This window comes from Chelatococcus sp. CO-6 (assembly GCF_001271345.1).
Lineage (GTDB): Bacteria > Pseudomonadota > Alphaproteobacteria > Rhizobiales > Beijerinckiaceae > Chelatococcus_A > Chelatococcus_A caeni.
The window spans coordinates 131,599-158,226 of sequence record NZ_CP012399.1 but is presented as its reverse complement, the minus strand read 5'-3'; the positions used below and the strand labels follow the sequence as shown (position 1 = coordinate 158,226).

General features: G+C 69.3%; 32 protein-coding genes. 20 read left to right on the top strand and 12 right to left on the bottom strand.

The genetic code is table 11. The features are described 5' to 3' along the window. The first annotated feature begins 162 nt into the window (after positions 1-162). On the top strand, positions 163-1,344 hold the full coding sequence (locus AL346_RS21255) for an NnrS family protein (RefSeq protein ID WP_019402865.1): 1,182 nt from the start codon (positions 163-165) through the stop codon (positions 1,342-1,344). Positions 1,345-1,347: 3 nt separating this feature from the next. On the opposite strand, the gene AL346_RS21250 is transcribed toward AL346_RS21255, so the two are convergent. The 4 genes from AL346_RS21250 to AL346_RS21235 all read right to left on the bottom strand — a co-directional run bounded on the left by AL346_RS21250 (position 1,348) and on the right by AL346_RS21235 (position 4,203). Continuing rightward, entirely contained in the window at positions 1,348-1,689 is a 342-nt protein-coding gene (locus tag AL346_RS21250; RefSeq protein WP_019402866.1) for a hypothetical protein, read from the bottom strand. Positions 1,690-1,707: 18 nt separating this feature from the next. Continuing rightward, complete coding sequence (locus AL346_RS21245; RefSeq protein ID WP_019402867.1) at positions 1,708-2,598, bottom strand: U32 family peptidase; 891 nt, start codon at positions 2,596-2,598, stop codon at positions 1,708-1,710. Between the two features lie 61 nt (positions 2,599-2,659). Next, positions 2,660-3,637: a peptidase U32 family protein gene (locus AL346_RS21240; RefSeq protein ID WP_019402868.1), complete on the bottom strand. Its 978-nt coding sequence runs from the start codon at positions 3,635-3,637 to the stop codon at positions 2,660-2,662. Further along, complete coding sequence (locus tag AL346_RS21235; protein ID WP_019402869.1) at positions 3,628-4,203, bottom strand: SCP2 domain-containing protein; 576 nt, start codon at positions 4,201-4,203, stop codon at positions 3,628-3,630. The genes AL346_RS21240 and AL346_RS21235 overlap by 10 nt, the downstream gene beginning before the upstream one ends. A 124-nt stretch (positions 4,204-4,327) precedes the next feature. Here AL346_RS21235 and AL346_RS21230 point away from each other — a divergent pair, with 124 nt between their 5' ends. The 4 genes from AL346_RS21230 (at position 4,328) to AL346_RS21215 (ending at position 8,670) form a co-directional block, all read left to right on the top strand. Then, positions 4,328-5,854, top strand: a complete 1,527-nt coding sequence (locus tag AL346_RS21230) for a UbiD family decarboxylase (RefSeq protein WP_019402870.1) — start codon at positions 4,328-4,330, stop codon at positions 5,852-5,854. Then, positions 5,851-6,441: a UbiX family flavin prenyltransferase gene (locus AL346_RS21225; protein ID WP_019402871.1), complete on the top strand. Its 591-nt coding sequence runs from the start codon at positions 5,851-5,853 to the stop codon at positions 6,439-6,441. Before AL346_RS21230 ends, AL346_RS21225 begins: the two co-directional genes overlap by 4 nt. A gap of 137 nt (positions 6,442-6,578) precedes the next feature. Further along, entirely contained in the window at positions 6,579-7,709 is a 1,131-nt protein-coding gene (nirK, locus tag AL346_RS21220; RefSeq protein ID WP_019402872.1) for a copper-containing nitrite reductase, read from the top strand. Positions 7,710-7,755: 46 nt separating this feature from the next. Next, positions 7,756-8,670, top strand: coding sequence for an SUMF1/EgtB/PvdO family nonheme iron enzyme (locus tag AL346_RS21215; protein ID WP_019401482.1), 915 nt, complete (start codon positions 7,756-7,758; stop codon positions 8,668-8,670). Positions 8,671-8,676: 6 nt separating this feature from the next. Here the strand turns inward: AL346_RS21215 and AL346_RS21210 are convergent, their stop codons facing one another. Continuing rightward, positions 8,677-9,375 carry a Crp/Fnr family transcriptional regulator gene (locus AL346_RS21210; protein WP_019401483.1) on the bottom strand — a complete coding sequence of 233 codons (699 nt, stop codon included), beginning with the start codon at positions 9,373-9,375 and terminating at the stop codon, positions 8,677-8,679. Between the two features lie 189 nt (positions 9,376-9,564). Here AL346_RS21210 and AL346_RS21205 point away from each other — a divergent pair, with 189 nt between their 5' ends. Both AL346_RS21205 and AL346_RS21200 read left to right on the top strand, forming a co-directional pair. Then, entirely contained in the window at positions 9,565-10,224 is a 660-nt protein-coding gene (locus AL346_RS21205; RefSeq protein WP_019401484.1) for an alternative oxidase, read from the top strand. A 118-nt stretch (positions 10,225-10,342) separates the two neighbouring features. Next, positions 10,343-10,822, top strand: a complete 480-nt coding sequence (locus AL346_RS21200) for a pseudoazurin (protein ID WP_019401823.1) — start codon at positions 10,343-10,345, stop codon at positions 10,820-10,822. Positions 10,823-10,971: 149 nt separating this feature from the next. Here AL346_RS21200 and AL346_RS21195 read toward each other — a convergent pair whose 3' ends face one another. Together AL346_RS21195 and AL346_RS21190 are read right to left on the bottom strand one after the other, a co-directional pair. Further along, positions 10,972-11,325, bottom strand: coding sequence for an ArsC family reductase (locus AL346_RS21195; RefSeq protein ID WP_019401822.1), 354 nt, complete (start codon positions 11,323-11,325; stop codon positions 10,972-10,974). A 76-nt stretch (positions 11,326-11,401) separates the two neighbouring features. Then, positions 11,402-12,385: a DUF4105 domain-containing protein gene (locus AL346_RS21190; protein WP_019401821.1), complete on the bottom strand. Its 984-nt coding sequence runs from the start codon at positions 12,383-12,385 to the stop codon at positions 11,402-11,404. Positions 12,386-12,749: 364 nt separating this feature from the next. Here AL346_RS21190 and AL346_RS21185 point away from each other — a divergent pair, with 364 nt between their 5' ends. The 4 genes from AL346_RS21185 to AL346_RS21170 all read left to right on the top strand — a co-directional run bounded on the left by AL346_RS21185 (position 12,750) and on the right by AL346_RS21170 (position 14,497). Beyond that, on the top strand, positions 12,750-13,004 hold the full coding sequence (locus tag AL346_RS21185; RefSeq protein ID WP_019401820.1) for a DUF982 domain-containing protein: 255 nt from the start codon (positions 12,750-12,752) through the stop codon (positions 13,002-13,004). A gap of 124 nt (positions 13,005-13,128) precedes the next feature. Next, positions 13,129-13,626 carry a ferritin-like domain-containing protein gene (locus AL346_RS21180; RefSeq protein WP_019401819.1) on the top strand — a complete coding sequence of 166 codons (498 nt, stop codon included), beginning with the start codon at positions 13,129-13,131 and terminating at the stop codon, positions 13,624-13,626. A gap of 145 nt (positions 13,627-13,771) precedes the next feature. Next, positions 13,772-13,960, top strand: a complete 189-nt coding sequence (locus tag AL346_RS21175; RefSeq protein WP_019401818.1) for a DUF3008 family protein — start codon at positions 13,772-13,774, stop codon at positions 13,958-13,960. A 114-nt stretch (positions 13,961-14,074) separates the two neighbouring features. Further along, positions 14,075-14,497, top strand: a complete 423-nt coding sequence (locus AL346_RS21170; RefSeq protein WP_050996549.1) for an MgtC/SapB family protein — start codon at positions 14,075-14,077, stop codon at positions 14,495-14,497. Positions 14,498-14,549: 52 nt separating this feature from the next. On the opposite strand, the gene AL346_RS25715 is transcribed toward AL346_RS21170, so the two are convergent. Together AL346_RS25715 and AL346_RS21165 are read right to left on the bottom strand one after the other, a co-directional pair. Next, on the bottom strand, positions 14,550-14,771 hold the full coding sequence (locus tag AL346_RS25715; protein ID WP_245303250.1) for a hypothetical protein: 222 nt from the start codon (positions 14,769-14,771) through the stop codon (positions 14,550-14,552). Continuing rightward, the gene (locus AL346_RS21165; RefSeq protein ID WP_245303249.1) at positions 14,714-15,778 is read right to left on the bottom strand and encodes an MFS transporter; all 1,065 of its coding nucleotides are present in this window, start codon (positions 15,776-15,778) and stop codon (positions 14,714-14,716) included. Before AL346_RS21165 ends, AL346_RS25715 begins: the two co-directional genes overlap by 58 nt. A 209-nt stretch (positions 15,779-15,987) precedes the next feature. Between AL346_RS21165 and AL346_RS21160 the strand changes: the two genes are divergently transcribed. After that, positions 15,988-16,593: a TetR/AcrR family transcriptional regulator gene (locus tag AL346_RS21160; protein ID WP_019404712.1), complete on the top strand. Its 606-nt coding sequence runs from the start codon at positions 15,988-15,990 to the stop codon at positions 16,591-16,593. Between the two features lie 273 nt (positions 16,594-16,866). Next, a complete protein-coding gene (locus AL346_RS21155) occupies positions 16,867-17,487 on the top strand; it encodes a hypothetical protein (RefSeq protein WP_156332913.1) in 621 nt (206 codons plus the stop codon). Positions 17,488-17,539: 52 nt separating this feature from the next. Here AL346_RS21155 and AL346_RS21150 read toward each other — a convergent pair whose 3' ends face one another. Then, on the bottom strand, positions 17,540-18,940 hold the full coding sequence (locus AL346_RS21150) for a PLP-dependent aminotransferase family protein (RefSeq protein WP_026015583.1): 1,401 nt from the start codon (positions 18,938-18,940) through the stop codon (positions 17,540-17,542). A gap of 109 nt (positions 18,941-19,049) precedes the next feature. On the opposite strand from AL346_RS21150, the gene AL346_RS21145 reads away from it, so the two are divergent. From AL346_RS21145 to AL346_RS21120, 6 genes are all read left to right on the top strand, one after another. Continuing rightward, positions 19,050-19,910, top strand: a complete 861-nt coding sequence (locus tag AL346_RS21145; RefSeq protein WP_026015582.1) for a DMT family transporter — start codon at positions 19,050-19,052, stop codon at positions 19,908-19,910. Between the two features lie 175 nt (positions 19,911-20,085). Next, a complete protein-coding gene (locus AL346_RS21140) occupies positions 20,086-20,841 on the top strand; it encodes an ABC transporter ATP-binding protein (protein WP_019404708.1) in 756 nt (251 codons plus the stop codon). Further along, on the top strand, positions 20,834-21,574 hold the full coding sequence (locus tag AL346_RS21135) for an ABC transporter ATP-binding protein (protein ID WP_019404707.1): 741 nt from the start codon (positions 20,834-20,836) through the stop codon (positions 21,572-21,574). Before AL346_RS21140 ends, AL346_RS21135 begins: the two co-directional genes overlap by 8 nt. 48 nt (positions 21,575-21,622) lie before the next feature. Next, positions 21,623-22,825: an ABC transporter substrate-binding protein gene (locus tag AL346_RS21130; RefSeq protein WP_019404706.1), complete on the top strand. Its 1,203-nt coding sequence runs from the start codon at positions 21,623-21,625 to the stop codon at positions 22,823-22,825. 67 nt (positions 22,826-22,892) lie between these two features. Beyond that, positions 22,893-23,780, top strand: coding sequence for a branched-chain amino acid ABC transporter permease (locus AL346_RS21125; protein ID WP_019404705.1), 888 nt, complete (start codon positions 22,893-22,895; stop codon positions 23,778-23,780). After that, entirely contained in the window at positions 23,780-24,760 is a 981-nt protein-coding gene (locus tag AL346_RS21120; protein ID WP_019404704.1) for a branched-chain amino acid ABC transporter permease, read from the top strand. Before AL346_RS21125 ends, AL346_RS21120 begins: the two co-directional genes overlap by 1 nt. Before the next feature lie 22 nt (positions 24,761-24,782). Here the strand turns inward: AL346_RS21120 and AL346_RS21115 are convergent, their stop codons facing one another. Continuing rightward, positions 24,783-25,283, bottom strand: a complete 501-nt coding sequence (locus tag AL346_RS21115) for a helix-turn-helix domain-containing protein (protein ID WP_019404703.1) — start codon at positions 25,281-25,283, stop codon at positions 24,783-24,785. A 154-nt stretch (positions 25,284-25,437) separates the two neighbouring features. On the opposite strand from AL346_RS21115, the gene AL346_RS21110 reads away from it, so the two are divergent. Then, a complete protein-coding gene (locus AL346_RS21110; protein ID WP_019404702.1) occupies positions 25,438-26,091 on the top strand; it encodes a glutathione S-transferase family protein in 654 nt (217 codons plus the stop codon). Positions 26,092-26,167: 76 nt separating this feature from the next. Here the strand turns inward: AL346_RS21110 and AL346_RS21105 are convergent, their stop codons facing one another. Continuing rightward, positions 26,168-26,464 carry a hypothetical protein gene (locus AL346_RS21105; protein ID WP_019404701.1) on the bottom strand — a complete coding sequence of 99 codons (297 nt, stop codon included), beginning with the start codon at positions 26,462-26,464 and terminating at the stop codon, positions 26,168-26,170. Positions 26,465-26,628: the final 164 nt, after the last annotated feature.

The following is a 26,628-nucleotide window of genomic DNA, read 5'->3' as shown; positions in this document are numbered from 1 at the left end:
ATCCTCAGGCTAAAGCGCGCGGGACAGGCAGAGTCTTTGTCATGGATCAAATCGGGTCCGGCGGCCCGGCGGATATCATCGCTGCAACTCGCGGCAGCACCCGGCAGCGTCACGGCCGCCGATCTGCCCCCGCGCCCCTTCCTCCTGACGAACGAGCGAGCGATGAACGCCATCCCGCGCCTGCGCCGCTACACCGGCCCGGCCCTTCTGTCCTACGGTTTCCGGCCCTTCTTTCTCCTCGGGGCGATCTATGCCGGCCTCGCCATCCTCGCCTGGGTGCCGATGTTCCACGGCCAGCTGGAGCTCGCGACCGCCTTCTCCCCACGCGACTGGCACGTGCACGAGATGCTCTTCGGCTATGTCGCGGCCATCGTCACCGGCTTCCTGCTCACGGCCGTGCCGAACTGGACGGGGCGCCTGCCCATCCAGGGAAAGCCCCTCGCGGTGCTCGTCGCCGCCTGGATCGCCGGGCGCATCGCCGTGACCGGATCGGCGCTGTGGGGCGCGTGGCCGGCCGCGATCGTCGACTGCAGCTTCCTCCTCCTCGTCGCGCTCGCCACGGCGCGCGAGATCATCGCCGGCAGCAACTGGCGCAACCTGAAGGTCCTCATCGCGGTCGGCCTCCTGTTCGCCGGCAATGTCGTCTTCCATGTGGAGGCAGGCCTCTTCGGCATCGCGCAGTATGGCGCGCGCATGGGCACGGCGGTGTCGATCGCGCTCATCATGCTCATCGGCGGGCGCATCGTGCCGAGCTTCACGCGCAACTGGCTGGCGCGGGAAAATCCGGGCCGCCTGCCGGTCGCCTTCAACCGCTACGATGTCGTCTCGATGATCGTCGCAGTCCTGGCGCTCGCGCTGTGGGTGGCCGTGCCGGAAGGCCCCGCGACGGGCGCGCTCCTCATCCTTGCCGGTCTCCTGCAGGCCGTGCGGCTGGCGCGCTGGGCCGGGGAGCGGACGGCGCGCGACAGGCTCGTCCTCATCCTGCACGTCGCCTATCTGTTCGTGCCGCTCGGCTTCTTCCTCGTCGGCATCGCGGCGCTGACCGGCACCCCCGCCGAGGCCGGCATCCATGCCTGGACAGGCGGGGCGGTCGGCGCCATGACGCTCGCGGTGATGACGCGCGCCAGCCTCGGCCATACCGGCCGGGCGCTCGTCGCATCCGCCGCGACGCAGGGCATCTATTTCTTCGTGGTCCTTGCCACCCTGGCACGTATCGGCGCGGCTTATTTGCCGGCTTTCTATACGCCGCTCATCCATACGGCGGGGCTTTCATGGGCGCTCGCCTTCCTCGGCTTCGGGCTCGTCTACTGGCCCGTGCTGACGCGGCCGCGCCTCGGCGGCTGAGGGCTACGCTTCGATGCGGCGCAGCGCGGCTGCGCCCGCCGCGGCCGAGGCGGCGATCTCGTCGAAGAGCAGCGCCATCTCCGCGAAGACCGAGCGGTCGCTCTCACCCTCGGTGATCTGGTCGAGCTCCGACAGGAGATGGAGGATGGCGCCGATGCGGTCCTTGCAGTCGCGCGCCTCGGCGAGCCGCCGGCGGGCGAGGCGCCGCACCTCGAGGCGGGCGAAGCGATCGATGGCGCCGTTCAGCGTTTCGCGGCAGGTGCAGTCGATGTCGAGCCGGGTGAGGATGGCCGAGAGCCGGCTCAGCAGGACCTCGGTCTCGTCGCGGCGCTTCGCCTCGGCCATCGTTCCGTCTCCTCGGCCCTATGCCCCCACGCGCCGTACGCCCGACTCAGCATGCACGAAGCCATTGGCGAAGACCGCGCCGGGATAGACCTCGGCGAGTGCGGCCTCGGCCTCGCCCGCTTCGCGGCGGCCGTCGATGACGTCGCGGAACAGCCGGGCGACGGCGACCATGTCGCAGCACTGGGGCGACAGGCGCAGCGCGCCGACGCCGGCCGAGCGCAGCAGGTCGATGTCGCCGACGAGGTTCATGACCGTGTGCGACAGCGTCTGCACGCCGTTGACGGTGAGGAAGGGCTCGTTGTCGAGCGTCTCGACGGCGAGGCCGTCCGGGTCCTTCTCGCAGACGAAGCGGCAGTTGTCCTTCGTCAGCTTGTGGAGGCGGGCGTGATAGCAGCGCGCCGAGATGGCGAGCGGCACGCGCCCGAAGGCGAAGACCTCTACCGCCACGTCCGGCACCCCGGCCGCGATGGCGGCGACGGAGGCCGCCGGCAGCTCCGGCGGCAGGCACATGCGCCACGCCCCGCGTGAAGCGAAGAAGGCGGCGGTCGCCTCGTTGTAGATGTTCACGAACGGCCCGATGGCGTGGGGCCGGCCGGCGAGATGGCGCAGGGCGGAGACGTCGTTGGCCTCGACCGTGAGGTCCTCGCTCTTCGCCAGCTCCTCCATCTGCCGCCGCTCGCGCTCGAGGGCGACGAGCGCCAGCGAGCCGAAGATCACCGCCTTGCCGGCCATGGCGAGCCGCTCGGCCACGGCCGGCAGGTGGCGTGCGAAAAAGGGCATGCGCTTCGAGCAGACCACTTCGCCGATGACGACGGTCTCGACCGGCGCCTCGTCGGCGATGCGGAAGTAGAAGTCGCGCCAGTCGTCCGCCTGCCAGTTGAAGAGCACGGGGCCGAGCGTCAGTTCCATGAAGTCCTCGCTGCAAAAGCTCGGCGCCGATCCAGCGCCATATGATCTGGCGCCACCTGATCTAGCGCCATGTCTTGCGATAGGCGCCGACGGTCGTCGTCTGGCCCTCGGTCATGGCCGTGAGGCCGGCCCCGGTGATCGGCCGGCCGCCCTCGAGGGCGGCGAGCGCGGCGCGGAAGGAGGCGACGACGCTCGCGATATAGGCGCGGCCGCGCTGGCGGCCCTCGATCTTGAGCGCCGTGACGCCGGCCTTCTTCAGGCCCGGCAGCATTTCCGCCGCATCGAGGCTCACCGGCTCCTCGAAGATGTAGCCGGCGCCGATCCCGGTGCGGAAACGGCCCTTGCACAGGGTGGGGTAGGCGGCTGGCTCGCCCTTGGCGAACTTGTTGATGGTGAAGTCGCCGAGGCGCGAGACGAGCGTATTGCCGTCGTCCCGGTAACTCACGTGGCTCGCCGGCGAGCAGACGCCGTGCATGTTGGGCGACTGGCCCGTGGCGTGCGAAGAGAGCGAGCAGCGCCCCTCGGCCATCACGCACAGGCCGCCGAAGACGAAGACTTCCGTCTCGCAGGTCGTGGCGCGGGTGATGGCGGCGATCTCGGGCACGCTGAGCACGCGTGGCAGCACCACGCGCTTCACGCCGAAGGCCTCGACATAGAAGGCGATGGCATCCGGGTTCGCCGCCGCGGCCTGCACCGAGACGTGCAGGCGCTGCGCCGGGTGACACTCCGCGGCATAGGCGATGAGACCGACATCGGCGAGGATCAGCGCATCGGCCCCCGCCGCCACGGCGTCGTCGACCGCGCCGTGCCAGAGGCCGAGCTGGCCGGCACGGGGAAAGGTGTTGATGGCGACGAGCACCTTGGCGCCCCGCGCATGGGCATAGGCGACGCCCTCGGCCATCTCGGCGCGGGAGAAGTTGAGGCCGGGGAAGTTGCGGGCGTTGGTCTCGTCGCGAAAGCCGCAATAGACGGCGTCCGCGCCGGCATCGACGGCGGCGCGCAGGGCGGCCGGCGTTCCCGCCGGGCAGATCAGTTCCATGGCATGGCTCCGGGGTCGGTGAGGGGGCGCGGCAGCAGGCTGCGCAGCAGCCGCTCGGCGGGCGCGGCGAGGGGGCCGAGGCTGCCGCAGCCCTCGCGCACCAGATCGATCTGCGCATCGTCAACCGCGTTGCGCAGGGCGACGACCGCTTCCATGTCGCCTTCGACGACGAGGTCGCGCGAGAAGAACAGCGCATCGCCGTCATAGCCGCCGTCGACGAGCCCGATGAGCGCCGCGATCGAGCCGCGGATGGTGACGTCGAGACGGGCCGGCAGCGTCCGCACCGCCGTGATGCGTGGGCGGCGGGGCAACGGCTCGAGCAGGAAGGCGAGCGGCAGGTCCATCGGCGCGAGGCCGAAGCGCTTGCCCGCGTGCGGGCCGAGCCGCTCGAAGATGCCGGGATGATTGGCAAGGACCGCCCTGAGCGTCGCCGCGAGGATGGGCTGCAGCGGCAGGAGCGGCAAGGGCCGCAGCGCGAGCTGCACGACGAGCGGCACCCGGCCGGGCGTGTCGGCGGCGGCTTCCTCGTGCCCGGCGGCACGCCGGGCAGGTTGTTCCGATGGCATGTCGGTCTCCTCCAGCCGCCCTATACACCCGGGCGCCGCGCTCCTTCTTGCGCCAGGACAAAGACGGCGGGGCGCCGGGACTGTGCTGTCCGCGGATCCGCAACGCTTGCCCGAAGGACAGCCCTTGACGCTGCGCCGACAGCCCCCCTTCCGCGACCTGCGCGCCTTCCTCGCCCATCTCGATGCGCGCGGCGAGCTCCTGCGCATCGCCGAGCCGGTCTCCATCTGCCACGACATGACCGAGGTCCACCGCCGCGTGCTCGAGGCCGGCGGGCCGGCCCTCCTCTTCGAGCGGCCGGTGCGGGCCGACGGCGCGGTGTCGGACATCCCCGTGCTCGTCAATCTCTTCGGCACCGTCGGGCGCGTCGCCCTCGGCTTCGGGCGGCGCAGCGACGGCTCGGCGGGCGACGGCCTTGCCGGCCTCGGCGAGATGCTGGCGGAGCTGCGCGAGCCGCGCCCGCCGCGCGGCCTCGGCGAGGCCATGGGCAAGCTGCCGTTCGCCCGCGCCGTGATGGCCATGCGCCCGCGCCGCGTCGCGAGCGCCCCCGTCCAGGAGCGGGTGCTGACCGGCGCCGAGGTCGACCTCGGCCTCCTGCCGGTGCAGACCCACTGGCCGGGCGAGCCGGCGCCGCTCGTCACCTGGCCGCTCGTCATCACGCGTCCGCCGGAGGATGCCGGCGACGACACGGCCAATGTCGGCGTCTACCGCATGCAGGTCATCGGCCGCGACCGCGCCATCATGCGCTGGCTGGCCCATCGCGGCGGGGCCAAGCACCACCACCTGTGGCGCGCCCGCGGGCGGGACATGCCCGTCGCCGTGGTCATCGGGGCCGATCCCGCCTTCATCCTGTCGGCCGTCTTGCCCCTGCCGGAAACGGTGTCGGAGGTGGGCTTTGCCGGCCTCATCGCCGGCGAGCGGCCACGGCTCACGCCTTGCGTCAGCGTCCCGCTCATGGTGCCGGCCGAGGCCGAGATCGTGATCGAGGGCTTCGTCTCGGCCGAGGAGACGGCGCCCGAGGGGCCTTACGGCGACCACACCGGCTATTACAATTCGGTCGAGGACTTCCCGGTGCTTGATGTCACCGCCGTCACCATGCGGCGCGCGCCGATCTATCTGTCCACCTATACCGGCCGGCCGCCGGACGAGCCCTCGCGCATCGGCGAGGCGCTCAACGAGATCTTCCTGCCGCTGGTGCGGCGGCAGTTCCCCGAGATCGTCGATCTGTGGCTGCCGCCCGAGGCCTGTTCCTACCGCATCGCGGTCGCGTCGATCGCCAAGCGCTATCCCGGCCAGGCGCGCCGGCTCATGCTGGGGCTGTGGTCCATGCTGCCGCAGTTCACCTATACCAAGATGCTCATCGTCGTGGACGAGGACATCGACGTGCGCGACTGGGCGGCGGTGATGTGGGCGGTCTCGACCCGCTCCGACCCCTCGCGCGATCTCGTGCAGCTCGCGGACACGCCCATCGACTATCTCGACTTCGCCTCGCCGAAGCCGGGCCTCGGCGGCAAGCTCGGCATCGACGCCACCGGCAAGATCGGGCCGGAGACGGCGCGCGAATGGGGCCGCGTCATCCGGCAGGACCCGACGGTCGCGGCGCGCGTCGACGCGCTCTGGCGGCGTCTCGGCATCGAGGAGGGAAGCGCATGAACGGGCGCACGCGCATCGTCGTCGGCATCTCGGGCGCTTCGGGCGCGGCGCTCGGCCTGCGCGCCGTGGAGCTGCTGGCCGGGCTCGGCGGCATCGAGGTGCACAGCGTCGTCACCCGCTCCGGCGAGCGCACGCTCGCCCACGAGGTCGGGCCCCACGCCCTCGGGCGCATCGAGCGCCTGTCGATCCGCCATCCGTGCGAGGACATCGGGGCGTCGATCGCCAGTGGCTCGTTCCGCACCGCCGGCATGGTGGTGGCGCCCTGCTCCATCCGCACCCTGGGCGCGCTCGCGGGGTGTCTCCTCGACAACCTCCTCGTGCGTGCCGCCGACGTGCACTTGAAGGAGCGGCGCCGGCTCGTGCTCCTGGTGCGCGAGAGCCCGCTGCACATCGGCCATATCCGGGCCATGGCAGCGGTGAGCGAGGCCGGCGCCATCGTCGCCCCGCCGGTGCCCGCCTTCTACATGAAGCCGCAGACGGTCTCCGACATCGTCGACGCGACGGCGCGGCGGGCCGTCTCGCTCCTCGGCCTGCCGGGCGGCGGGCCGGAATGGACGGGCGAGAACCCGCCGCCGACGGCGGTCTGAGCCTCCCGCCGGGCTCTTTGTGCCAGCACAAACATCCGGATTGCGGGCCCCGGGGAAGTTGCGAATACGCAAATTCCGGCGGGGTCCGCATGCGAGGCTTGCCTCATCGAACAAGGCAACACGCAACGGAGAAAACCATGTTCACCCGGCGCAATATCCTGGCATGTGTGGCGATGTCGGCCATCGCCGTCGCGGTGCCGGCCATGGCGGACGACCTGTCCAACATGCCGCGCCAGAAGGTGGAGCTGGTCGCGCCGCCCTTCGTCCACCCGCACGAGCAGGTGGCCAAGGACGGGCCCAAGGTCGTCCAGTTCACGATGAAGGTCGAGGAGAAGGAACTCGTCATCGACAACGAGGGCACCAAGCTGCAGGCGATGACCTTCAACGGCTCGGTGCCGGGCCCGATGATGGTGGTGCACGAGGGTGACTACGTCGAGCTGACGCTGATCAACCCCGAAACCAACACCATGCCGCACAACATCGACTTCCATTCCGCGACCGGTGCGCTCGGCGGCGGCGGGCTGACCCTCATCCATCCCGGCGAGCAGGTGGTGCTGCGCTGGAAGGCGACCCGCTCCGGCGTCTTCGTCTACCACTGCGCGCCCGAGGGCATGGTGCCCTGGCACGTGGTATCGGGCATGAGCGGCACGGTGATGGTGCTGCCGCGCGACGGCCTCAAGGACGAGAAGGGCAATTCGCTGACCTATGACCGGGTCTATTACGTCGGCGAGAACGACTTCTACGTGCCGCGGGACGAGAACGGCAAGTTCAAGACCTACGAGACCGTCGGCGACTCCTATGCCGATACTGTCGAGGTGATGCGCAAGCTGACCCCCACTCACGTCGTCTTCAACGGTGCCGTCGGCGCCCTGACCGGCGAGAAGGCGCTCAATGCCAAGGTGGGCGAGAAGGTGCTCATCGTGCACTCGCAGGCCAACCGCGACACCCGCCCCCACCTCATCGGCGGGCATGGCGACTACGTCTGGGAGACCGGCAAGTTCGCCAACCCGCCCGAGAAGGACCTCGAGACCTGGTTCATCCGCGGCGGCTCGGCGGGGGCTGCGCTCTACAAGTTCCTGCAGCCCGGCGTCTACGCCTACGTGAACCACAACCTCATCGAGGCCTTCGAACTCGGTGCGACCGCGCACTTCAAGGTCGACGGCACCTGGGACGACGACCTCATGAAGCAGGTGCGTCCGCCGGAGCCGATCGGCGCGGGCGAGAAGCTCGGCGCCGTCGAGGGGGCCCCCGCCCCCGCGGTCCACTGATCCCCTGCGGGCCGTCCCCGGCCGGGGACGGCCCGCCCTTTCCGGGATGTCCGTCATGCGCTGCGCTCTTCGCTCCCTTCTTCTCGGCACCGCTCTTGCCCTCGTCGGCCTCGCTGTCCGGGCCGATGCCGCGGGAATCGAGCCGGCCACGCCCGATGTCGTGCGCATCGCGCCCGGGCGTTTCGACTACCGCGTGCCCGGCGAGTTCATGCGCGGCAAGCGGCCGGTCAACGGCCCCCGTATCGAGATGCCCGTCGAGCAGCCCGTGATGATCATGAAGCGGCAGGTGAGCGCCGCCGAATACGGGCGCTGCGTCGCGGACGGCGCGTGCCGCCCGGCCCCTGGCGGGGCGGCCGGGCGCGGCGAGGTGCCGGTCGTCGGCGTCACCTGGCACGACGCCAGCGACTATGCCGCCTGGCTGTCGGAGAAGACCGGCCGCAACTGGCGCCTGCCGAGCGACGAGGAATGGTCCTTTGCCGCCGGCTCGCGCCTCGTCGACGATGCCGTGAGCGAGGATCCGGGCGGCGATGTCGCCAATCGCTGGCTCGCTCGCTACGACGAGGAATCGCGCCGCGAGATCGTGGCCGAGGCTGAGCCCCAACCCTTCGGCAGCTTCGGCGAGAACGAGCACGGCGTGCTCGACATCGGCGGCAATGTCTGGGACTGGACGAGCACCTGCTTTGCCCGCTACCGGCTCGACGAGGAGGGTGCGCTCGCCGGCAAGCCCACCGTCAACTGCGGCGTGCGGACGGTGGCCGGCGCCCATCGCGGCTATGTGTCGGACTTCATCGGCGACGCCAAGGCGGGGGGCTGCTCCGTCGGCCGCCCGCCGGCCAATCTCGGCATTCGCCTGGTGCTCGACGAGCAGAGCGCCTGGCGGCGGGTGGCGACCCGCCTGCGCCGCCTCGTCGACAAGGAGGACGCGAGCCGCGCGCTGGTCCTCGCGTCGGACCGGTGGTGAAGGGGTTCAGCCCGTCGCATCCGCCAGCATGGCGAGCTCGTGGGGCCGGCGCACGACGACGCGCCGGCGCCCGCTGTCGACGAGGCCGCGGCTCTCCCAGGCGCTCAGGGTGCGGCTCACGGTGTGCAGCGTCGTCCCCGTCATCTCGGCGAGGTCCTGGCGCGAGAGGGGAAAGGCGATCTCGATGCCGCGCGCGGTGCGCCGACCGGCTTCCCGGGCAAGGCGCAGGATGGTATGGGCGATGCGGCGCTCGACGTTCTGCGTCGACATCTCGCGCAGGCGCTGCTGCATCTCGCGATAGCGCGCCGCGATGACGGAAACGGCGTTGACCGCGACCTCCGGGTGGCGGGCCATGATCTCGCGGATGGCGGCGCGGGAGATGCCGATGACCTCGCTGTCCGCCACGGCGGTCGCCGTGCTTGGATGAAGGTCGTCGCCGGCGAGGACGGCGAGGCCGGCGAGTTCGGCGGGGCCGACATAGCGGATGATGACCTGCTGGCCGTCGGCGGTCGTCTGCGTCACCCTGAGGCGGCCTTCCGCGACGACATAGAAGGTCTCGGCCGGATCGCCCTGGTGGAAGACGGGATCCTGGATCGCGAGCCGGCGGCGGCTGGCGCTGCGGCGCAATTCGCGCAGCGAATCCGGAGACAGGCCGCGGAACAGGTCGGTCCGGCACAGGATGTCTTGTTCCGCAGTACCGTGCATGTCCTCAAGCGCCTCGCGCCGCCTCGACGCGGGCGGCGGCCGGGCGCATCCAGCCACCACCGCGCGGGCAGCGCTTTGATCCGCCGCAAAGATTCGCCGCGCTTGACATCTATCCTGCCGGTGGCGCAGGTGCCGCGCGGCCTTCCGCCGCGCCGCCGCGACCGGGCTGCAGAACGAGGCAGGCTGAGCATGCTGATGATCGACAAGGGCGACTTTGCCCGCCACCATACGCCGGCGAGCCTGGCCGACCGCATCGCAGCCGGCATCGTCCGCCTCATGGAAGGGGCGGCCTCGCTCTTCTTCGGCCGCCGCTACGGCGGCGGGGCGGTCGTGCTCGAGACGGTCGCCGCCGTTCCCGCCATGGTGACGGCGACGCTCCTTCACCTCAAATGCCTGCGGCGCATGATCGACGACCGCGGCTGGGTGCGGGCCTTCATGGACGAGGCGGAGAGCCAGCGTGCCCACCTCATGGCCTTCGTCGCCCTGCAGCAGCCCGGGCCCGGCGAGCGGCTGTTCATCGCGGTGGCCCAGGCCCTCTTCTACAACGCCTTCTTCCTGCTGCACCTCGTTTCGCCGCGCACCGGCCACCGCCTGACCGGCTATCTCGCCGAGGCGGCGGTGCGCGACTATTCGCGGCGGATCGTGCGCCTCGAGACCGGCCAGGAGGAGAACGTGCCGGCCCCCGCCTTCGCCGTCAGCTACTGGAACCTGCCGCGCGACGCTCGCCTGTCCGACATGCTCGTGGCCATGCGCGAGGACGAGGCGATCCACCGCGATATCAACCACGCCTTCGCCGATGCGCTCGCCGCCGGGCGGCCGCTGCCGGAGCGCGAGGGCTGGCAGGTCTGACGGCGCCTTCCGGTTTGATACGGCGCAAAGTGCGCGCTGCATCAAGTCCTTAGAGTGACATTCGTGGATGGAGATCGCGAGACCGCGGCTCCCCGCCGCGCCCGCAGGGGCGGGCGACATGATTGAGGACGATATGATGAACCGCTGCACGACCCGCACTCTTCTGACCTTCGGCGCCCTGATGCTGGCGCTGCCGGCCGTGGCGGCCGAGCACGAGGTGAAGATGCTCAACAAGGGTTCGGACAATCAGGCGATGGTGTTCGAGCCGGCCTTCCTGAAGATCGCGCCGGGCGACACCGTGAAGTTCGTGCCGACCGACAAGAGCCACAACGCCGAGACCATCCCGGGCATGATCCCCGAGGGTGCCGAGGCCTTCAAGGGCAAGCTTTCGCAGGAGATCGTCGTCACCTTCGACAAGCCCGGCCTCTATGGCTACAAGTGCCTGCCGCATGTCGGCATGGGCATGGTCGGGCTGATCCAGGTCGGTGACGAGGCGCCGAACCTCGATGCCGCCAAGGCGGTCAAGCTGCCGGGCCTCGGCGGCAAGCGCATGACCGTGCTGTTCGACAAGCTCAACACCTCCACGGCTGCCAAGTAACGCGCCAAGCAAGGCGCCAACTGAGGCGGCTCGGGCAAGCCGGGCGGCCAATGGGTCGTCCTGCTGGTAGTCCGGCGGGCCGTCTGCCGTGGACGCGGCGGGCGGCCGTCGGTGGTGGCGCCGGCGGAGGGCGCCCCGGCCCGGCCGGCTTATGCGAGCACGGACTCGTAGCCGGCCGGGCTGAAACCCACGACGATCCTGCCGTCGATGTCCAGTACCGGCCGCTTGATCATGGACGGATTGGCCAGCATCAGGCCGACGGCCTTCGCCTCGTCGAGCCCGTCCCTGTCGGCCTCGGGCAGCTTGCGGAAGGTGGTGCCGGCGCGGTTGAGGAGCTTCTCCCAGCCGGCTTGCCGGATCCAGTCCGTGAGCCGGTCGCGATCGATGCCGGCACTCTTGTAGTCGTGGAAGGCGTAGGCGACGCCCTTGGCCTCGAGCCAGGCGCGCGCCTTCTTCATCGTGTCGCAGTTCCTGATGCCGTAGATCGTGATTTCGCGCGCCATTCCAGCCTCTCCCGAGAGTTCGCGCGGCAGCTATAGCATCGATCGCCCGGCTGGTGAGGGCGGCGGACGGCGCGGCTCACGGCTGCCGGATGTCCTGCGAGAAGGAGGGCGTCAGTCCCGCCGCGAGGGCCCGGGGGCTGATGCGAGCCTCCGCGCGCAGTTCCGCCATCGGCCGGCTGCTGTCGAGGGCGCCCATGTCATAGGCATATTCGGGCAGGTAGCCGTTGACGACGAGCCGCCAGTCGGAGGGCAGCACGTCGCCCAGCGCGCGCGCCATGCGCACCACGGTCGTCGTGCAGTTGGTGGTGAGGGAGTTGTAGAAGGTCGGCCGTGCGGCGAGCGCGTTGGCGTCTGCAACATATTGCAGCAGGAGCGCCCGGATCATCTCCTGCGGGATATCGAGGCGGTAGCGTTGCACGTCCTCGCCGCGGATGTTGGTGCGCACGCCGATGACGTCCCGCTCCTCGGCGGCGACGAGCACGAGGGTGTTGCTCTTGAAGAGGTCGGCGATGGGCGAGAACGCGCCGCCCCTGCGCCGGCGCACCTCGACCGACCAGGCAAGGTACCGGCCGTCGGCGAAGCCGAAGCTCAGGATCATGTGCGCCATGCTCGGCCCGGCCCAGTAGGACATGAACAGGTCGAGCGTGCGCAGCTGGTCGAGGTCGTAGCGCCGCGTCTCCCAGGCGGCGGTGAAGTCGTCTTCGCCGCGCCAGTCGAAATTGCGCACGCCCGTCAGGGTCAGCACCGAGCCGTCGACGGTTCCCGTGACCTGGCGGGCGACATCCGGCGACCAGTCCGCCTCGGCCGGCGGCACGATGCTCGCCCACCAGACGAAGACGCCGGCGACGGCAAGGGCGAAGAGGCTCGCGGCGGCGGCGCGCCGTCGCACGAGGGCGACGATCGTCGCAAGGCCGAGGAGGCCGAAAGCGCCGGCGGCGAGGAGCCGCGCCTCCTCGGGCAGAGGCAGGCGGTACCACAGGGCGAGCGCCGCCCAGACGGAGATCAGGAGGACGGCCGCGCCGATGGCGACGCGTGCGAGAATTCCGGTGAGGCGAACCAAGAGCCGCTCCCGCATGGTGAAGGCCTGGCCTTAGTAGCCGCCCGCGGGCGCGGTTCAAAGCCTGCTGATCGCGCGTGTCGCCCGCCCGCAGGTGCACGATGGGCCAGCATGCCGGCCGGCACGGCCACGACGGTGGTCCCGTCCCGGTGCACAAGACCGCCCAGCCGGGCCGGGCAAATCAAGCCGGTGCGCATCGACCGAGGCGGTCGCCGCGCGGCTCCAGCAAAGTGGCATTCATCTTGCTTCAGTTCCCGGGCCTTCAGGCTTGGCCCGACGGGAACAAACCCCACGCGTATGCGTTTCGATGGGCCGCATCGACCGATGCGGTTCGGACCCCCGGGCCTCAAGAAGAAGGAGAACAGACGTGGGCCATCGTCCGTTTCGCGTTCCCGTCAAGCTGCGTGCCGGTGAAACCGGAATCTTTGTCGCCTATAGTGCCTGGGAAGCCCTCGAGTTCCTCGAGCGCGACTGGCCGGGCGAGCGCGACAACGCCTATCTGCGCGCCTGCGCCGCCTGCCGGGACGCCGTCGACGGCTTCCGCGCGCCGGAAGGCGCCCGCCGTGCCGTGGAGAATGCCGCGCGGGCTGCCGGCCTGCTCGCGGAGATGGCTGAGCCATAGTCGTGGGAGCTTGCGCCGCGGCCTCCCGGCGGGGCCGCGGCATTCCGCCTGGTGCGGAACAAACCGTCTGCGATGCGGTTCGGCCCGCATCCGCCGTTCGGCGGCCGATGGAAGGAGCAGACCCATGAAGAACAAGACGCTGGACGATCTTTTCTACGAAGGCCTGAGGGACATCTACTATGCCGAGCGCCAGCTTCTGAAGGCCTTGCCGAAGCTCGCCCGCGGGGCCAGCGCCGAGGAACTCAAGGCGGCGTTCCAGCAGCATCGCGAACAGACCGAGGGCCATGTGACGCGCCTGCAGCAGGTGTTCGAGATCTGCGGCAAGGCGGCGCGCGGCAAGACCTGTCCGGCGATCGACGGCATCATCGAGGAAGGCGAGGAGGTGCTGTCCGAATACAAGGACACGCCCGCTCTCGACGCCGGCCTGATCGCCGCGGCCCAGGCCGCCGAGCATTACGAGATCACGCGTTACGGCACGCTCCGGCGCTGGGCCCAGGAACTCGGCATGAAGGATGCGGCGAAGCTCCTCGACGAGACGCTGAAGGAAGAAGCGCAGACCGACGAGATGCTCACGAAGCTCGCCGAGAAGGACGCGAACAGCAGGGCCCAGCGGGCTGCCTGACGGCGTCGGCTCCACACCGGCCCGACGAAGGGCGGCTTCGGCCGCCCTTTTTCGCGGCTTCTCACCTGCGCCGGCCGGAACCGGCGGGGTGCCCCGCGGGTTGGAGCAGCGGGGCTCAGTGAGCGGGCCACGAAAGGAGATCGTCATGCCGGCGAAATCGAAAGCCCAGCAGAAGGCCGCGGGCGCGGCGCTCGCCGCCAAGCGCGGCGAGAAGAAGAAGAGCGAGCTCAAGGGCGCCTCGAAGAGCATGGTCAAGTCCATGTCGGAGCGCGAGCTGCACGACATGGCGTCCACCTCCCGCAAGGGCAAGCCCGAGCACGCATCGAAGTCCTGACGGCCGGGAACGGGCGAACGGGAAGGGAGCGCGACATGGGAGAGCGACTTGGAGCAGGCGCTCGCTGACATCGTGGCCGACATCCTGCCGCGCACGGCGGTGCCTTATCACGTCATGCTCGCGCGGATCTGCGGGGCGCTGCTGTGCGTCACCGTCATCGGCATCGAGCGCGAGGTGCGCGGCCGGCCGGCGGGCCTGCGCACGCATCTTCTCGTCGGCCTCGCGGCGGCGGTCTTCGGACTCCTCGCCGGCGAGGTCGTTCGTGCGCCGATCTATGACATCGACCAGGTGAGATCAGACCCCCTGCGCGTGGTGGAGGCCGTGACGGCCGGCGTCGCCTTCCTCGCCGCCGGGCTGATCGTCTTCGCCAAGGGCGAGGTGCATGGGCTGACGACCGGCGCGGGCGTATGGCTCGCAGCGGCCATCGGCCTGTCGGTCGGCCTCGGCTTCTGGATCATCGCCATCTTCGCGACCCTCGTCGGCACTGTCGTGCTGCATCTCCTCTACCAGGTCGAGCGGCACCTCGGGTGGAAGTGACCGGCCATACCGGCCCGGCACCAGGGTGCCGGACCGTTGCAGCGTCGGGCTCTCAGTGCGGAACGGCGGCCGCGACCCTGCGCTCGCGCCCGAGCATCGCGATCACAGGCGCCCCGAGCATCATGACGATGCCGCCCGCCACCATGGTGCTGACGAGGCCGAGACCGTCGACGGTCAGGCCCCCGACGGTGGCACCGAGGGCGATCGCAACCTGGATCAGCGACACGAGCAGGGCGGCGCCGGTCTCCAGCGCCTCGGAGGCGGCGCGGAACATGAAGGTCTGGGTCGCAATGGGCAATGCGCCGAAGGCCAGCCCCAGACGACGATGATGGCGATGGCGGCGATGGGGATCGCCCCGAAGGCGGCGAGCGCCAGCGCCGAGGCGCCGAGGACGAGGGCAGTGGCGGCGACGGCCGTGCGCGCGTCCTTCCCGGCCACCCAGCTGCCGACGATATTGCCGAAGAAGCCGGCGGTGCCATAGGCGAGCAGCAGGCCCGTCACCATGCCCGAGCCGAGGCCCGTGATCTGAACGAGATAGGGCGCGATGTAGGTGTAGGCGAAGAACTGGCCGCCGAACATGACGAAGGCGGCCAGGAGCCCGATGCGCGCCTTCGGCACGTGAAGCAGGGCAGGCAGGTCGCGCCAGCGGATGGCACGCTGGGGTGGCAGCGACGGCAGCAGCAGCGCCTGCGCGACGAGCACCGCGACCCCGATGCCCGCTGCGGCGGCGAAGGCCGCGCGCCAGCCGAAGAGATCGCCGATGAAGGTCCCCGCCGGCACGCCCGCGACGGTGCCAAGCGAGATGCCGGCGAAGATGATGGCGGTGCCGCGCGTGCCCGTGGGCTCGGGCACGACCCGCGGGCCGATGGCGACGCCGATGCACCAGAAGCCGCCGACACCGATGCCGAGCAGCAGCCTGCCAAGAAGAATGAGGGGGTAGGAGGTGGACAGCGCGACGATCAGGTTGGAAAGGACGAGCAGGCCGACGAGGACCATGAGGACGATGCGCCGGTCGAGCCGCCCGGCACCCACCGTTACCGAGGGGGCGGCAATGGCGCCGAGCACGCCCGCCATGGTGACCATGAGGCCGGCCTGGCCCTCGGTGATGCCGATGTCGGCGGCCATGGCCGGCAACAGGCCGACGGGCAGGAACTCGGCGGTTACGAGCGCGAAGGCCGCGGTGCCGACCGAGCCGGCGGCGAGCCAGTGGCGGGCGGTTGGGCCCGCGGCCTGCGCAGGGGCTGAATCGAGGCAAGCGGTTCCCGTTGGGGCAGTGGACATGAATCCAGCTCCGGAATGAAAGTGGGATCTGATAAACGGCGTGGAGCGCCGGCGGCTGAGTGACGGAACCTCGGTGCTGCGGCGACTTGCGCTTTGCGGCGCAGGCGCCCCATGATATTACTGGAGCGATTGCTCCATAATGGGGACACAGTTAGGCAGCAGGACAGGGTCCGTCAAGAATTTATAGAACGATGGTTCCAGAAAATGACATGACGGCGGAGAAGCGCCCGCGCGGGCGTCCGCGCTGCTTCGACCGGGAGGCGGCGCTGGATGCGGCCATGGTCCTGTTCTGGGACCGGGGCTATGAGGCGACCTCCATGGACGACCTCGCCGGCGCGATGCGTCTCAGCCCCTCCAGCCTCTACGCCTGTTTCGGCAACAAGGAGAAGCTGTACGAGGCCGCGCTCGACCGCTATCTGGAGGGGCCTGGCAGCTATGCCGCGCGCATCCTCGCCGAGGACATCCCGGTGCGCACGGCCTTCGAGCGGCTGTTCGAGGCTGCGGCGCGCGAATTGACCCGCGAAGGCCAGCCGGCCGGCTGCATGGTCGCGACGGCGGCGACGCACTGTTCTCCCGCGGCGACGTCCGTTCGCATGGCCCTCGCCGAGATGCGAGCCAGCCACGTCGACCAGTTCGAGGCGCGGATCCGCAAGGGCATCGCGGCCGGCGAGCTGCCGGCCGACACCGATGCGGCGGCGCTCGCCCGTTTCCTTGAGACGGTGCTGCAGGGCCTGACGGTTCAGGCGCGCGACGGCGTCCCGCGCGCGGAGCTGCAGATGGTCGGCCGCCTGGCGATGCGCAGCTGGCCGGCCTGAGCGGATCTTTTCGCCGCGCGGGTGGTCCCGTCCCAGGCTATTCGGACCGCCCACATGGTCAATCACGCCGGTTGTCAGACCATCAAGCAGCGGTCATTCGTTACGCGCGGGGATCGTAGATCGGCCATGTGTCATGCATCTCCGGCGATCTCGCTCCGAAAAATACAATTTCTCTCCTTCGATATCGATCTTGCCGCTCATATGAGCTCTCCTGAACAGGCAATATTCTTCCCGTGATTGTGGCGCGGGAGGTGCTTTATTGGGAGATATATTATGAGTATAGCCGTCAATCTCACCTTGCGCAGCCCCGGAGGCGGCGCTGTCCTGACGGGCAACTGGTCCAGCGCGACTCGGGCCGCTGCCCAGTTGGGCAGCGGTTCCGTGCGCGGTGGGCAGGCCATGGGCCGACCGGCGCAGTTTTCCATCAACGGGGACTTCACGCCCCGGTCGGGCGCGCAGGCCCGGATATCGGTTGCCGGCGACTTCAAGCCCAGCTCCGGCGGTCTGTTCGGGTGGTTCAAGGGCCTGGCCAAGGGCGTTCTCGGCCTGGCCGGCAACATCCTCGGCAAGCTGCCGCTCGTCGGCATTCCCTTCGGTGTCCTCAACGGCCTCGCCAGGGGCAGCCTGGAGCAGGCGGTGCGGTCGATCCCGATCATCGGCAATGTCTATGACGCGGCGAAGGGGCTGTTCTCCGGCCAGTTGGGGACGGCGCTGAGATCCCTGTCGGGTCTGGTGCCCTTCGTCGGCCCGGCCCTGCAGCTCGTCGACGGGCTGCGCCACGGCAGCATCATGGACCTGATCGACGGCGCCGCCGGCCTCGCCCTCGATTTCGCCACCATGGGCCAGGGCCATTTCCTCAAGGGCCGGGCCACGGCGAATTTCGCCCGCGTCTGATCGCGGGCATCGGCAGAGCCGAGCGGGGCGGCGTGATGCAGGCCGCCCCGCTTTACGTCGCCATCGCTTCGGCGAGAACGGCGTAGATGCGCGGATCGGCGGACTGGGCGACGTTGAAGCGCAGGAAGGCCGCCGCGCTTCGCGAGGCGCTGAAGGCATCGCCGGGCGCCAGCACCACGCCCCGGCCGAGCGCATGACGCGCCACCGCGGCGGCATCGCGCCCCCCGGGCAGGCGGCACCACAGGAACATGCCGGCGCGCGGCTCCACCCACGGCGCGATGCCGAGCTCGCCGAGCCGCGCCAGCGTGCGCTGGCGGGCGCGGGCAAGGCGCCTCCGCACGCCCTCCATATGCCGGCGATAGCCCCCGTCGGCGAGAATGGCGAAGGCGATGTGGCTGGCAAGATGCGCGCCGCCGAAGCTCGTCGCCGTCTTCAGATCCGTCAGCGGCTCGATCCAGTCCGGCCGCATCGCGATGAAGCCGCAGCGCGCCGAGGCCGAGAGCGTCTTGGCGAAGCTGCCGACCTCGATGACGCGTTCGAGCCCGTCGAGCGCGGCGAGCCGCGGGGCCGGCTCCTCCTCGAAATCCGCGAAGATGTCGTCCTCGACGATGGTGAGGTCGTGCGCCTCGGCGAGGCGCAGCAGGCGATGCGCGACGGCCGGCGAGCCGACGGCGCCCGTCGGGTTGTGCAGGCCGGCATTGGTGACGTAGAGCCGGGGCCGCTCGGCCGCGAGGATGGCGGCGAAGCGTTCCACGTCCGGTCCTGCCGGCGTCATCGGCACGCCGACGACCTTCGCCCTGTGGGCGCGCAGGAGTGCGAGGAAGTTGAAGTAGCAGGGATCGTCGACCAGCACCGTGTCGCCGGGGCTGAGGAGGAAGCGGCAGAGAAGATCGAGCGCGTGGGTGCCCGATTCGGTGAGGATGATCTGGTCGGGCGAAACGGTGATGCCGCGCTCCGCCATGCGCCGGGCGATGAGCTGGCGGAGCGCGGGCAGGCCGAGCGGCGTGCCGTAGTCGGCGAGGGCCGCATCCGCGCCCGAGCGGGCGAGCGTGCGCAGCGCGCGCCGCAGCGCCTCCTGCGGCATCCAATCGGCCGGCAGCCAGCCGCAGCCCGGCTTCAGCACGCCCTCGTCCGTCTCGAGGGCCTGCCGCGACACCCAGAGCGGATCGACGGCGCGCTCCAGCCGGGGGGCGAGCGCGCTCAGGGTCAGCGGTTCCGACGGGCCGCAGACGTAGAAGCCGGAGCCGCGGCGCGCCCGGATGGCGCCGGCGGCGACGAGACGCTCGTAGGCTTCGACCACCGTCGACGGCGACACCTGCATCGCGGCGGCGAGCTTGCGGATGGAGGGCAGCCGCGCGCCGGGCGCCAGCGAGCGCTCCGCGATGCGGGCGCGGATGGCGGCCGCGACCTGCGCGACGCGGCTGCCGGCCTCCCGGGGCAACGGGGCGTTCATCGCAACTGTATTGCTCCATGGACCAGAACAGTAATCGCAGATTGTACTGAACTGTCTCTGGCGCCGCCAGCACCACGGCGCGATACCACGGCATCGGGAGCGGATGGCGATGGACAGGTCTGTGAGCGGCTGGATCAACGGTTTCCTCGGCGTGCTGATCTTCAGCGGGTCGCTGCCGGCGACGCGCGTGGCGGTGGCGGGGTTCGACCCCGTCTTCCTCACGCTGGCGCGGGCGGTGATCGCCGGCCTGTGCGGCGGCGCGCTCCTCGTCCTCTTCCGGCAGACGATGCCGCGGCGCGAGGACCTGCGCCCGCTCGCCGTCGTGGCCCTCGGCGTGGTCGTCGGCTTCCCGCTCCTGACGGCGCTGGCGCTCCGTCACGTCACCGCCGCCCATTCCATCGTCTTCGTCGGGCTCCTGCCGCTCATGACGGCGATCTTCGCCACGCTGCGCGGCGGCGAGCGGCCGCGCCCCGTCTTCTGGCTGTTCTCCTGCCTCGGCAGCGCGCTCGTCGCCGGCTTTGCCGCCTCCCGCGGCTTCTCCGCCTCGCTGACCGGCGACCTCCTGATGCTCGGCGCCATCGTCGCCTGCGGCCTCGGCTATGCGGAGGGGGCGGTGCTGTCGCGCCGCCTCGGCGGCTGGCAGGTCATCTCCTGGGCGCTCGTGCTTGCCCTGCCGGTGATGCTGCTGCTCGCCCTCCTCACCATGCCCGCCTCCTTCGCCGGCACCTCGCAGGAGGCCTGGCTGGGTCTTGCCTATGTGTCGTTGTTCAGCATGCTCATCGGCTTCGTCTTCTGGTATCGCGGCCTTGCCCAGGGCGGCATCGCGGCCGTCGGCCAGCTGCAGCTGCTGCAGCCCTTCTTCGGCCTCACCATCGCCGCGGCGCTGCTTGGCGAGAGCGTCGATGCGGCGATGATGGCCGTCACCGCCGGCGTCGTCCTGTGCGTCGCCGGGGCGAAGCGCTTCGCGTGACGGAGGGAATCGGCCGGATTCGGCGCCAACCGGCTGCCCCGGCGGGTCTGCGGCGGTCCATTCCCAATTATGCGCATCCTTTCGGCGCAAAAGCCGGTTGATTTTGACGCGAGAGGCGGTGCACAGTCCAAGGACAAGGCTCAAAATAAAAAAGCCCAGAGGACAGAACGGCATCGTGACCGCCGATATCATTCTATCGACGAGGGATCTGACGATTGAATTCAAGGGGTTCGTAGCGGTCGACGGGGTCAGTCTGGACATCCGCCGGGGCACGATCCATGCGCTCATCGGTCCCAACGGGGCCGGCAAGACGACCTGTTTCAATCTTCTGACCAAATTCCTCACCCCGACGAAGGGTACGATCACCTTCAAGGGGAACGACATCACCGCGCTCAGGCCGGCGACCGTCGCCCGGCTCGGGCTTGTGCGCTCCTTCCAGATCTCCGCCGTCTTCCCGCATCTGACGGCGCTCGAGAACGTGCGCGTCGCCCTGCAGCGCAAGCGCGGCGGCTCGTTCGACTTCTGGCGTTCGGAGCGGGTGCTGCGCGCGCTGAACGACGAGGCGCTCAATTTGCTCGACGCGGTCGGGCTCGCCGATTTCGCGGCGATGCCGGCGGTCGAATTGTCCTACGGGCGCAAGCGCGCCCTGGAGATCGCGACGACGCTGGCGCTCGATCCCGAGATGCTCCTGCTCGACGAGCCGATGGCGGGCATGGGGCACGAGGACGTCGAGCGCATCGCCGCGCTGATCCGGCGCGTCTCGGCCAACCGCACGATCCTGATGGTCGAGCACAACCTGTCGGTCGTCGCCTCGCTGTCGGACCACATCACGGTGCTTGCCCGCGGCAAGGTTCTGGCGGAGGGCAACTACGCCACCGTCTCCAGCAATCCCGCCGTGATCGAGGCCTATATCGGAGCCGGTCATGCCTGAGGCGGCACGCGACATCGCGACGAAGGCGGCGACGGCGCCGCTCCTTTCCGTGCGCGGCCTCAACGCCTGGTACGGCGAGGGCCACGTGCTGCACGGCATCGATTTCGACGTGGCGCCGGGCGAGGTGGTGACGCTGCTCGGGCGCAACGGCGCGGGCAAGACGACGACGCTGAAGTCGATCATCGGCATCATGAGGAAGCGCACCGGCTCCGTCGTCTTCGACGGGGTCGAGACCGTGCGCATGCCGTCGCGCACCATCGCGCGGCTCGGCATCGGCTATTGCCCGGAGGAACGGGGCATCTTCTCCTCGCTGTCGGTGGAGGAGAACCTGCTCCTGCCGCCGCAGGTGCGGCCCGGTGGCCTCTCCGTGGAGCAGATCTTCGAATTGTTCCCCAATCTGAGGGAGCGGCTCGCGAGCCAGGGCACCAAGCTGTCGGGGGGCGAACAGCAGATGCTCGCCATCGGCCGCATCCTGCGCACGGGGGCGCGGCTCCTTTTGCTCGACGAGCCGACGGAAGGCCTTGCGCCCGTCATCGTCGACGATATCGGGCGCACCATCGCGCGGCTCAAGAACGAGGGCTTCACCATCGTCCTCGTCGAGCAGAACTTCCGGTTCGCCTCCCGCGTGGCGGACCGGCACTACGTCGTCGAGCAGGGGCGGGTGGTCGACATGATCCCCAACGCGGAACTCGACGCCAATATCGACAAGCTGCACGCCTATCTCGGCGTCTAGCGCCTGCGGCCTGGCCGCAGTGGGGAAGAGACGAGGAGGAACAAGTCCATGAAGACAGGACGCATGTTGCTGGCCACGGCGCTCGTCGCCCTGTTCGCCGGCGGGGCTCAGGCACAGGTCTCGGTGAAGCTCGGCGTGCTCAACGACCGCTCCGGCCTCTATGCCGACCTCTCGGGCGAGGGCTCGGTCATCGCCGCGCGCATGGCGGCGGAGGATTTCAAGGCCAAGGAGAAGGGCATCAACGTCGAGATCATCTCGGCCGACCACCAGAACAAGCCGGACATCGGCTCCAATATCGCACGCCAGTGGTACGACCAGGATGGCGTCGACGTGATCCTCGACGTGCCGACCTCGTCGGTTGCGCTCGCCATCAACCAGATCACGCGCGAGAAGAACAAGATCTTCATCAACTCCGGTGCGGCGGCGTCCGATCTCACCGGCAAGCAATGCTCGCCCAACACCATCCACTGGACCTACGACACCTGGGCCCTCGCCAACGGCACCGGCAGCGCCATGGTCAAGACGGGCGGCGACACCTGGTTCTTCCTGACGGCGGATTATGCCTTCGGCCACGCGCTCGAGCGCGACACCATCGCCGTCGTCGAGAAGTCGGGCGGCAAGGTGCTCGGCACCGTGCGCCATCCCTTCCCCGGCAGCGACTTCTCCTCCTTCCTGCTGCAGGCCCAGTCCTCCGGCGCCAAGGTGATCGGCCTCGCCAATGCCGGCGGCGACACGATCAACTCGATCAAGCAGGCGGCGGAATTCGGCATCACCCAGGCGGGGCAGAACCTTGCCGGGCTGCTCGTGTTCATCACCGACGTCAACGCCCTCGGCCTGCAGACGGCGCAGGGCCTGGTGCTGACCGAATCCTTCTACTGGGACCTCAACGACGAGACCCGCGCCTTCGCCAAGCGCTTCGCCGAGAAGAGCGGCGGCAAGATGCCGACCATGGTCCAGGCCGGCGTCTATGCGGGCACGCTGCACTATCTCAAGGCCGTCGAGGCGCTGAAGGACAAGGACAGCGCCAAGGTGATGGCGAAGATGAAGGAGACGCCGACCGAGGATCCGCTCTTCGGCAAGGGCGAGGTGCGGGCCGACGGCCGCAAGATCCACGACATGTATCTCTTCGAGGTGAAGAAGCCCGAGGAGTCGAAGGGTCCGTGGGATTTCTACAAGCTCGTCGCCACCATCCCCGCGGCCGAGGCCTTCCGCCCGCTCGACCAGGGCGAATGCCCCCTGGTCAAGGGCTGACGTGAAGGGCCGGGGCGGCGGCGCCGCCCCGGCATCCCCCGCCGCGCGTATACGGGCCGGTCGAGAGATGTTCGAACTTCTGGGAATTCCGCCTCAGGCGCTTTTCGGCCAGCTGCTGCTCGGCCTCATCAACGGCTCGTTCTACGCGATCCTGAGTCTCGGGCTCGCGATCATCTTCGGGCTGCTCAACATCATCAACTTCACCCACGGGGCCCAGTACATGATGGGCGCCTTCGTGGCCTGGATGCTGCTCAACTATGCCGGCATCGGCTACTGGTGGGCGCTTCTCCTGGCGCCGGTGATCGTCGGCGCCACGGGCATCGTCATCGACCGGCTGTTCCTCGCGCGCCTGCGCGATCTCGACCATCTCTACGGCCTGCTGCTCACCTTCGGCCTCGCCCTCATCATCCAGGGGCTGTTCCGCAACCAGTACGGCGTCTCGGGCCTGCCCTACAGCATTCCGCCGGAGCTCGCGGGAGGCCGCAACCTCGGCTTCATGTTCCTGCCCAACTACCGCGGCTGGGTGGTGATCGCCTCGCTCGCGGTGTGCCTCGCCACCTGGTTCGTCATCGAGAAGACGCGGCTCGGCGCCTATCTGCGCGCTGCGACGGAGAACCCGACGCTGGTGCAGGCCTTCGGCATCAACGTGCCGCGGCTCATCACGCTGACCTACGGCTTCGGCGTCGGCCTCGCTGCGCTCGCCGGCGTGCTGGCGGCGCCCATCTATTCGGTCAATCCCAACATGGGGGCCGACCTCATCATCGTCGTCTTCGCTGTCGTCGTCATCGGCGGCATGGGCTCGATCCTCGGCTCCATCGTCACCGGTTTCGGCCTCGGCCTCATCGAGGGGCTGACCAAGGTGTTCTATCCGGAGGCCGCCGCCACCGTGATCTTCGTCGTCATGGTCGTGGTGCTGCTCGTCAAGCCGGCCGGACTGTTCGGGAGGACCGCGTGATGGCGAGCGTCAGCGAGAGAATGGCGACGGCGCCGACCACGCGGGCGGCGGTGGAGGCCGCCAATCTGCATCGGGCGATCTTCATCGCCATCGCCGTCTTCCTGGCCGGGGCGCCGTTCCTGCTCTATCCCGTCTTCCTCATGAAGGTGCTGTGCTTCGCGCTCTTCGCCTGCGCCTTCAACCTGCTGCTCGGTTACGGTGGCCTGTTGTCCTTCGGCCACGCGGCCTATCTCGGCACGGCGAGCTACATCTGCGCGCATACGGCCAAGGTCTGGGGCATGCCGCCCGAGCTCGCCATCCTCTTCGGCACGGCGGCGGCGGCGGCGCTGGGCTTCGTCTTCGGCTCGCTCGCCATCCGCCGGCAAGGCATCTATTTCGCCATGATCACGCTGGCGCTCGCCCAGATGGTCTTCTTCTTCTCGCTGCAGGCCCCGTTCACGGGTGGCGAGGACGGCATCCAGGCCGTGCCGCGCGGGCGCCTGTTCGGCCTCATCGACCTGTCGCGCGACACGACGCTCTATTATCTCGTCGCGGTGATCTTCCTCGCCGGCGTGCTCTTCATCTATCGCGTCATCCACTCGCCCTTCGGCCAGGTGCTGAAGGCCATTCGCGACAACGAGCCGCGCGCCATCTCGCTCGGCTATGCCACCAACCGCTACAAGCTCGTCGTCTTCACGCTGTCGGCGACGCTGGCGGGGCTCGCTGGTGCGACGAAGGCCATCGTCTTCCAGCTTGCATCGCTGACGGACGTGCACTGGACCATGTCGGGCGAGGTGGTGCTGATGACCCTCGTCGGCGGCATGGGCACGGTCTTCGGTCCCATGGTCGGGGCAGCGGTCATCGTGACCATGCAGAACTATCTCGCCCATCTCGGCGCCTGGGTCACGGTCATCCAGGGCATCATCTTCGTCATCTGCGTGATGCTGTTCCGCGAGGGCATCATCGGCGTCATCGCCAAGAAGCTGAAGCGGCCGCTGTAGGGCCGCCCACCGGCGTCGTGCTTCAGGTGCCGGCTGCCTCGTGTGCGACGGCCGCCTCATAGGCGGCCTGCAGCCGCGCCAGCACGGACGGGCCTTTGGCCGGCGCGCCGAGATGCAGGCTGCGCAGCTCGTCCATGAAGGCCTCCCACAACGGCGGGCCGCCCTCCTCGAGCAGCTTGGCCCGAATGGACAGTTCAGGTGAGGCCGGCGTGTGGCGGCTGCCCCAGGCGCCCATCTGCGCAAGCAGCGGCACGAGCTGGATCGCCGGTTCGGTCAGGGAATAGACCGCCTTCTGCCGGTGGGCCGGGTCGTCGCTCTTGGTCAGGAGCCCCGCTGCGACGAGCCGCTTCAGGCGGTCGGCGAGGATGTTCGAGGCGATTCCTTCCTCGGATCCGGTGAGCAGCTCGCGGAAGTGCCGGCGATTGCCGAACATGAGATCGCGGATGACGATGAGGCTCCAGCGATCGCCGAGCATCTCCAGCGTCAGGTTGATGGGGCAGCCGGACCGGCAGGCGTTGCTCAACGCGGGACCTCACTATCTGCTTGCAAACTACAATCAGATGGGCGAGAAGAAAACCGATTGCAAATCGCAATCAGTCTCTGGCGGGCACGGTGGCCGATCGGGATGATCCGGCTCGAGCTGCGCCGTCTGCCGCACGAGAACGAGGAGGCCGGTCGTGACCCTGACGCTCTTTGCCCATCCCTTCTCCTCCTATTGCCAGAAGGCGCTGGTGGCGCTGTACGAGAAGGATGTGCCCTTCGCCCTGCGCATGCTGGACGGGCCGGAGGCGATGGCGGAACTGGCGGCCGTTTGGCCGCTGCGGCGCTTTCCCGTGCTGGTCGACGATGGCTGTCCGGTCATGGAAGCCAGCATCATCATCGAATATCTCGATCTCCATCATCCAGGCTCGCTCCGGCTGGTGCCGGAGGACCCGCGGGCAGCGCTCGAGGTGCGGCTGATGGACCGCTTCTTCGACAACTACATTTCTACGCCCCAGCAGAAGATCGTCTTCGACGCTCTCCGGACCGAGGCGGAGAAGGACGGCCGGGGCGTCGCCGAGGCGCGCGAGATGCTGGACCGTGCCTACCGCTGGCTCGATGGGGTGATGGCCGGGCGGGTCTGGGCGGCGGGTGAGGCGTTCACCCTCGCCGACTGCGGGGCGGCGCCGTTCCTGTTCTATGCCCATTGGACGCATCCCATCCCGGCGGCCTGCGCCCATGTCCACGCCTATCGCAGCCGGCTGCTGGCGCGCCCGTCCTTTGCGCGGGCGGTGGACGAAGCCCGGCCCTACCGGTCGCTCTTCCCCTTGCCGGTCCCGCAGGCGGATTGAGGATCCGCGTCCGGCAAAGAAAAGCCCGGCCGGAGACACCTCCGGCCGGGCTTTTACTTGCGGTGTCGCCTGGCTGCTACCAGCAACCCCAGGCGTTGCAGCGATAGTAGTAACCGCGCGGGGCGGTCGCGGCCCCCAGAACGGCGCCACCGACGAGGGCGGCAGCCGTGCCGACGGCCACCTGCGAGGCTGCCTGGTCAGCCTGGCGGCGATTGCTGTTGTAGGCCGCGTTGACGCAGCGGTCATAAGCGCGCGTGCCCGGCCGCAGACCGGCTTCACGACAGGTGAACTCCGCGTCGACCGCCGATTCCTGGGCCGTCTGGCAGGCGGCCAAGGTCAGCGCGAGCGCCCCCGCAACGAACAGAATACGCATAGGTTTCCTCGCATAAAAACGACTCGCCCACTTAATGGAGCGGTTAACAAAAAGTCAACGACCCTGTACAGACGGTCTATATTTCACAAAACTATGGTTAATGCAGAAAAACAGTCGGGTAGCCGCCGCAGTCGGAAATCAATCGATTGACTGAATTGATCGGC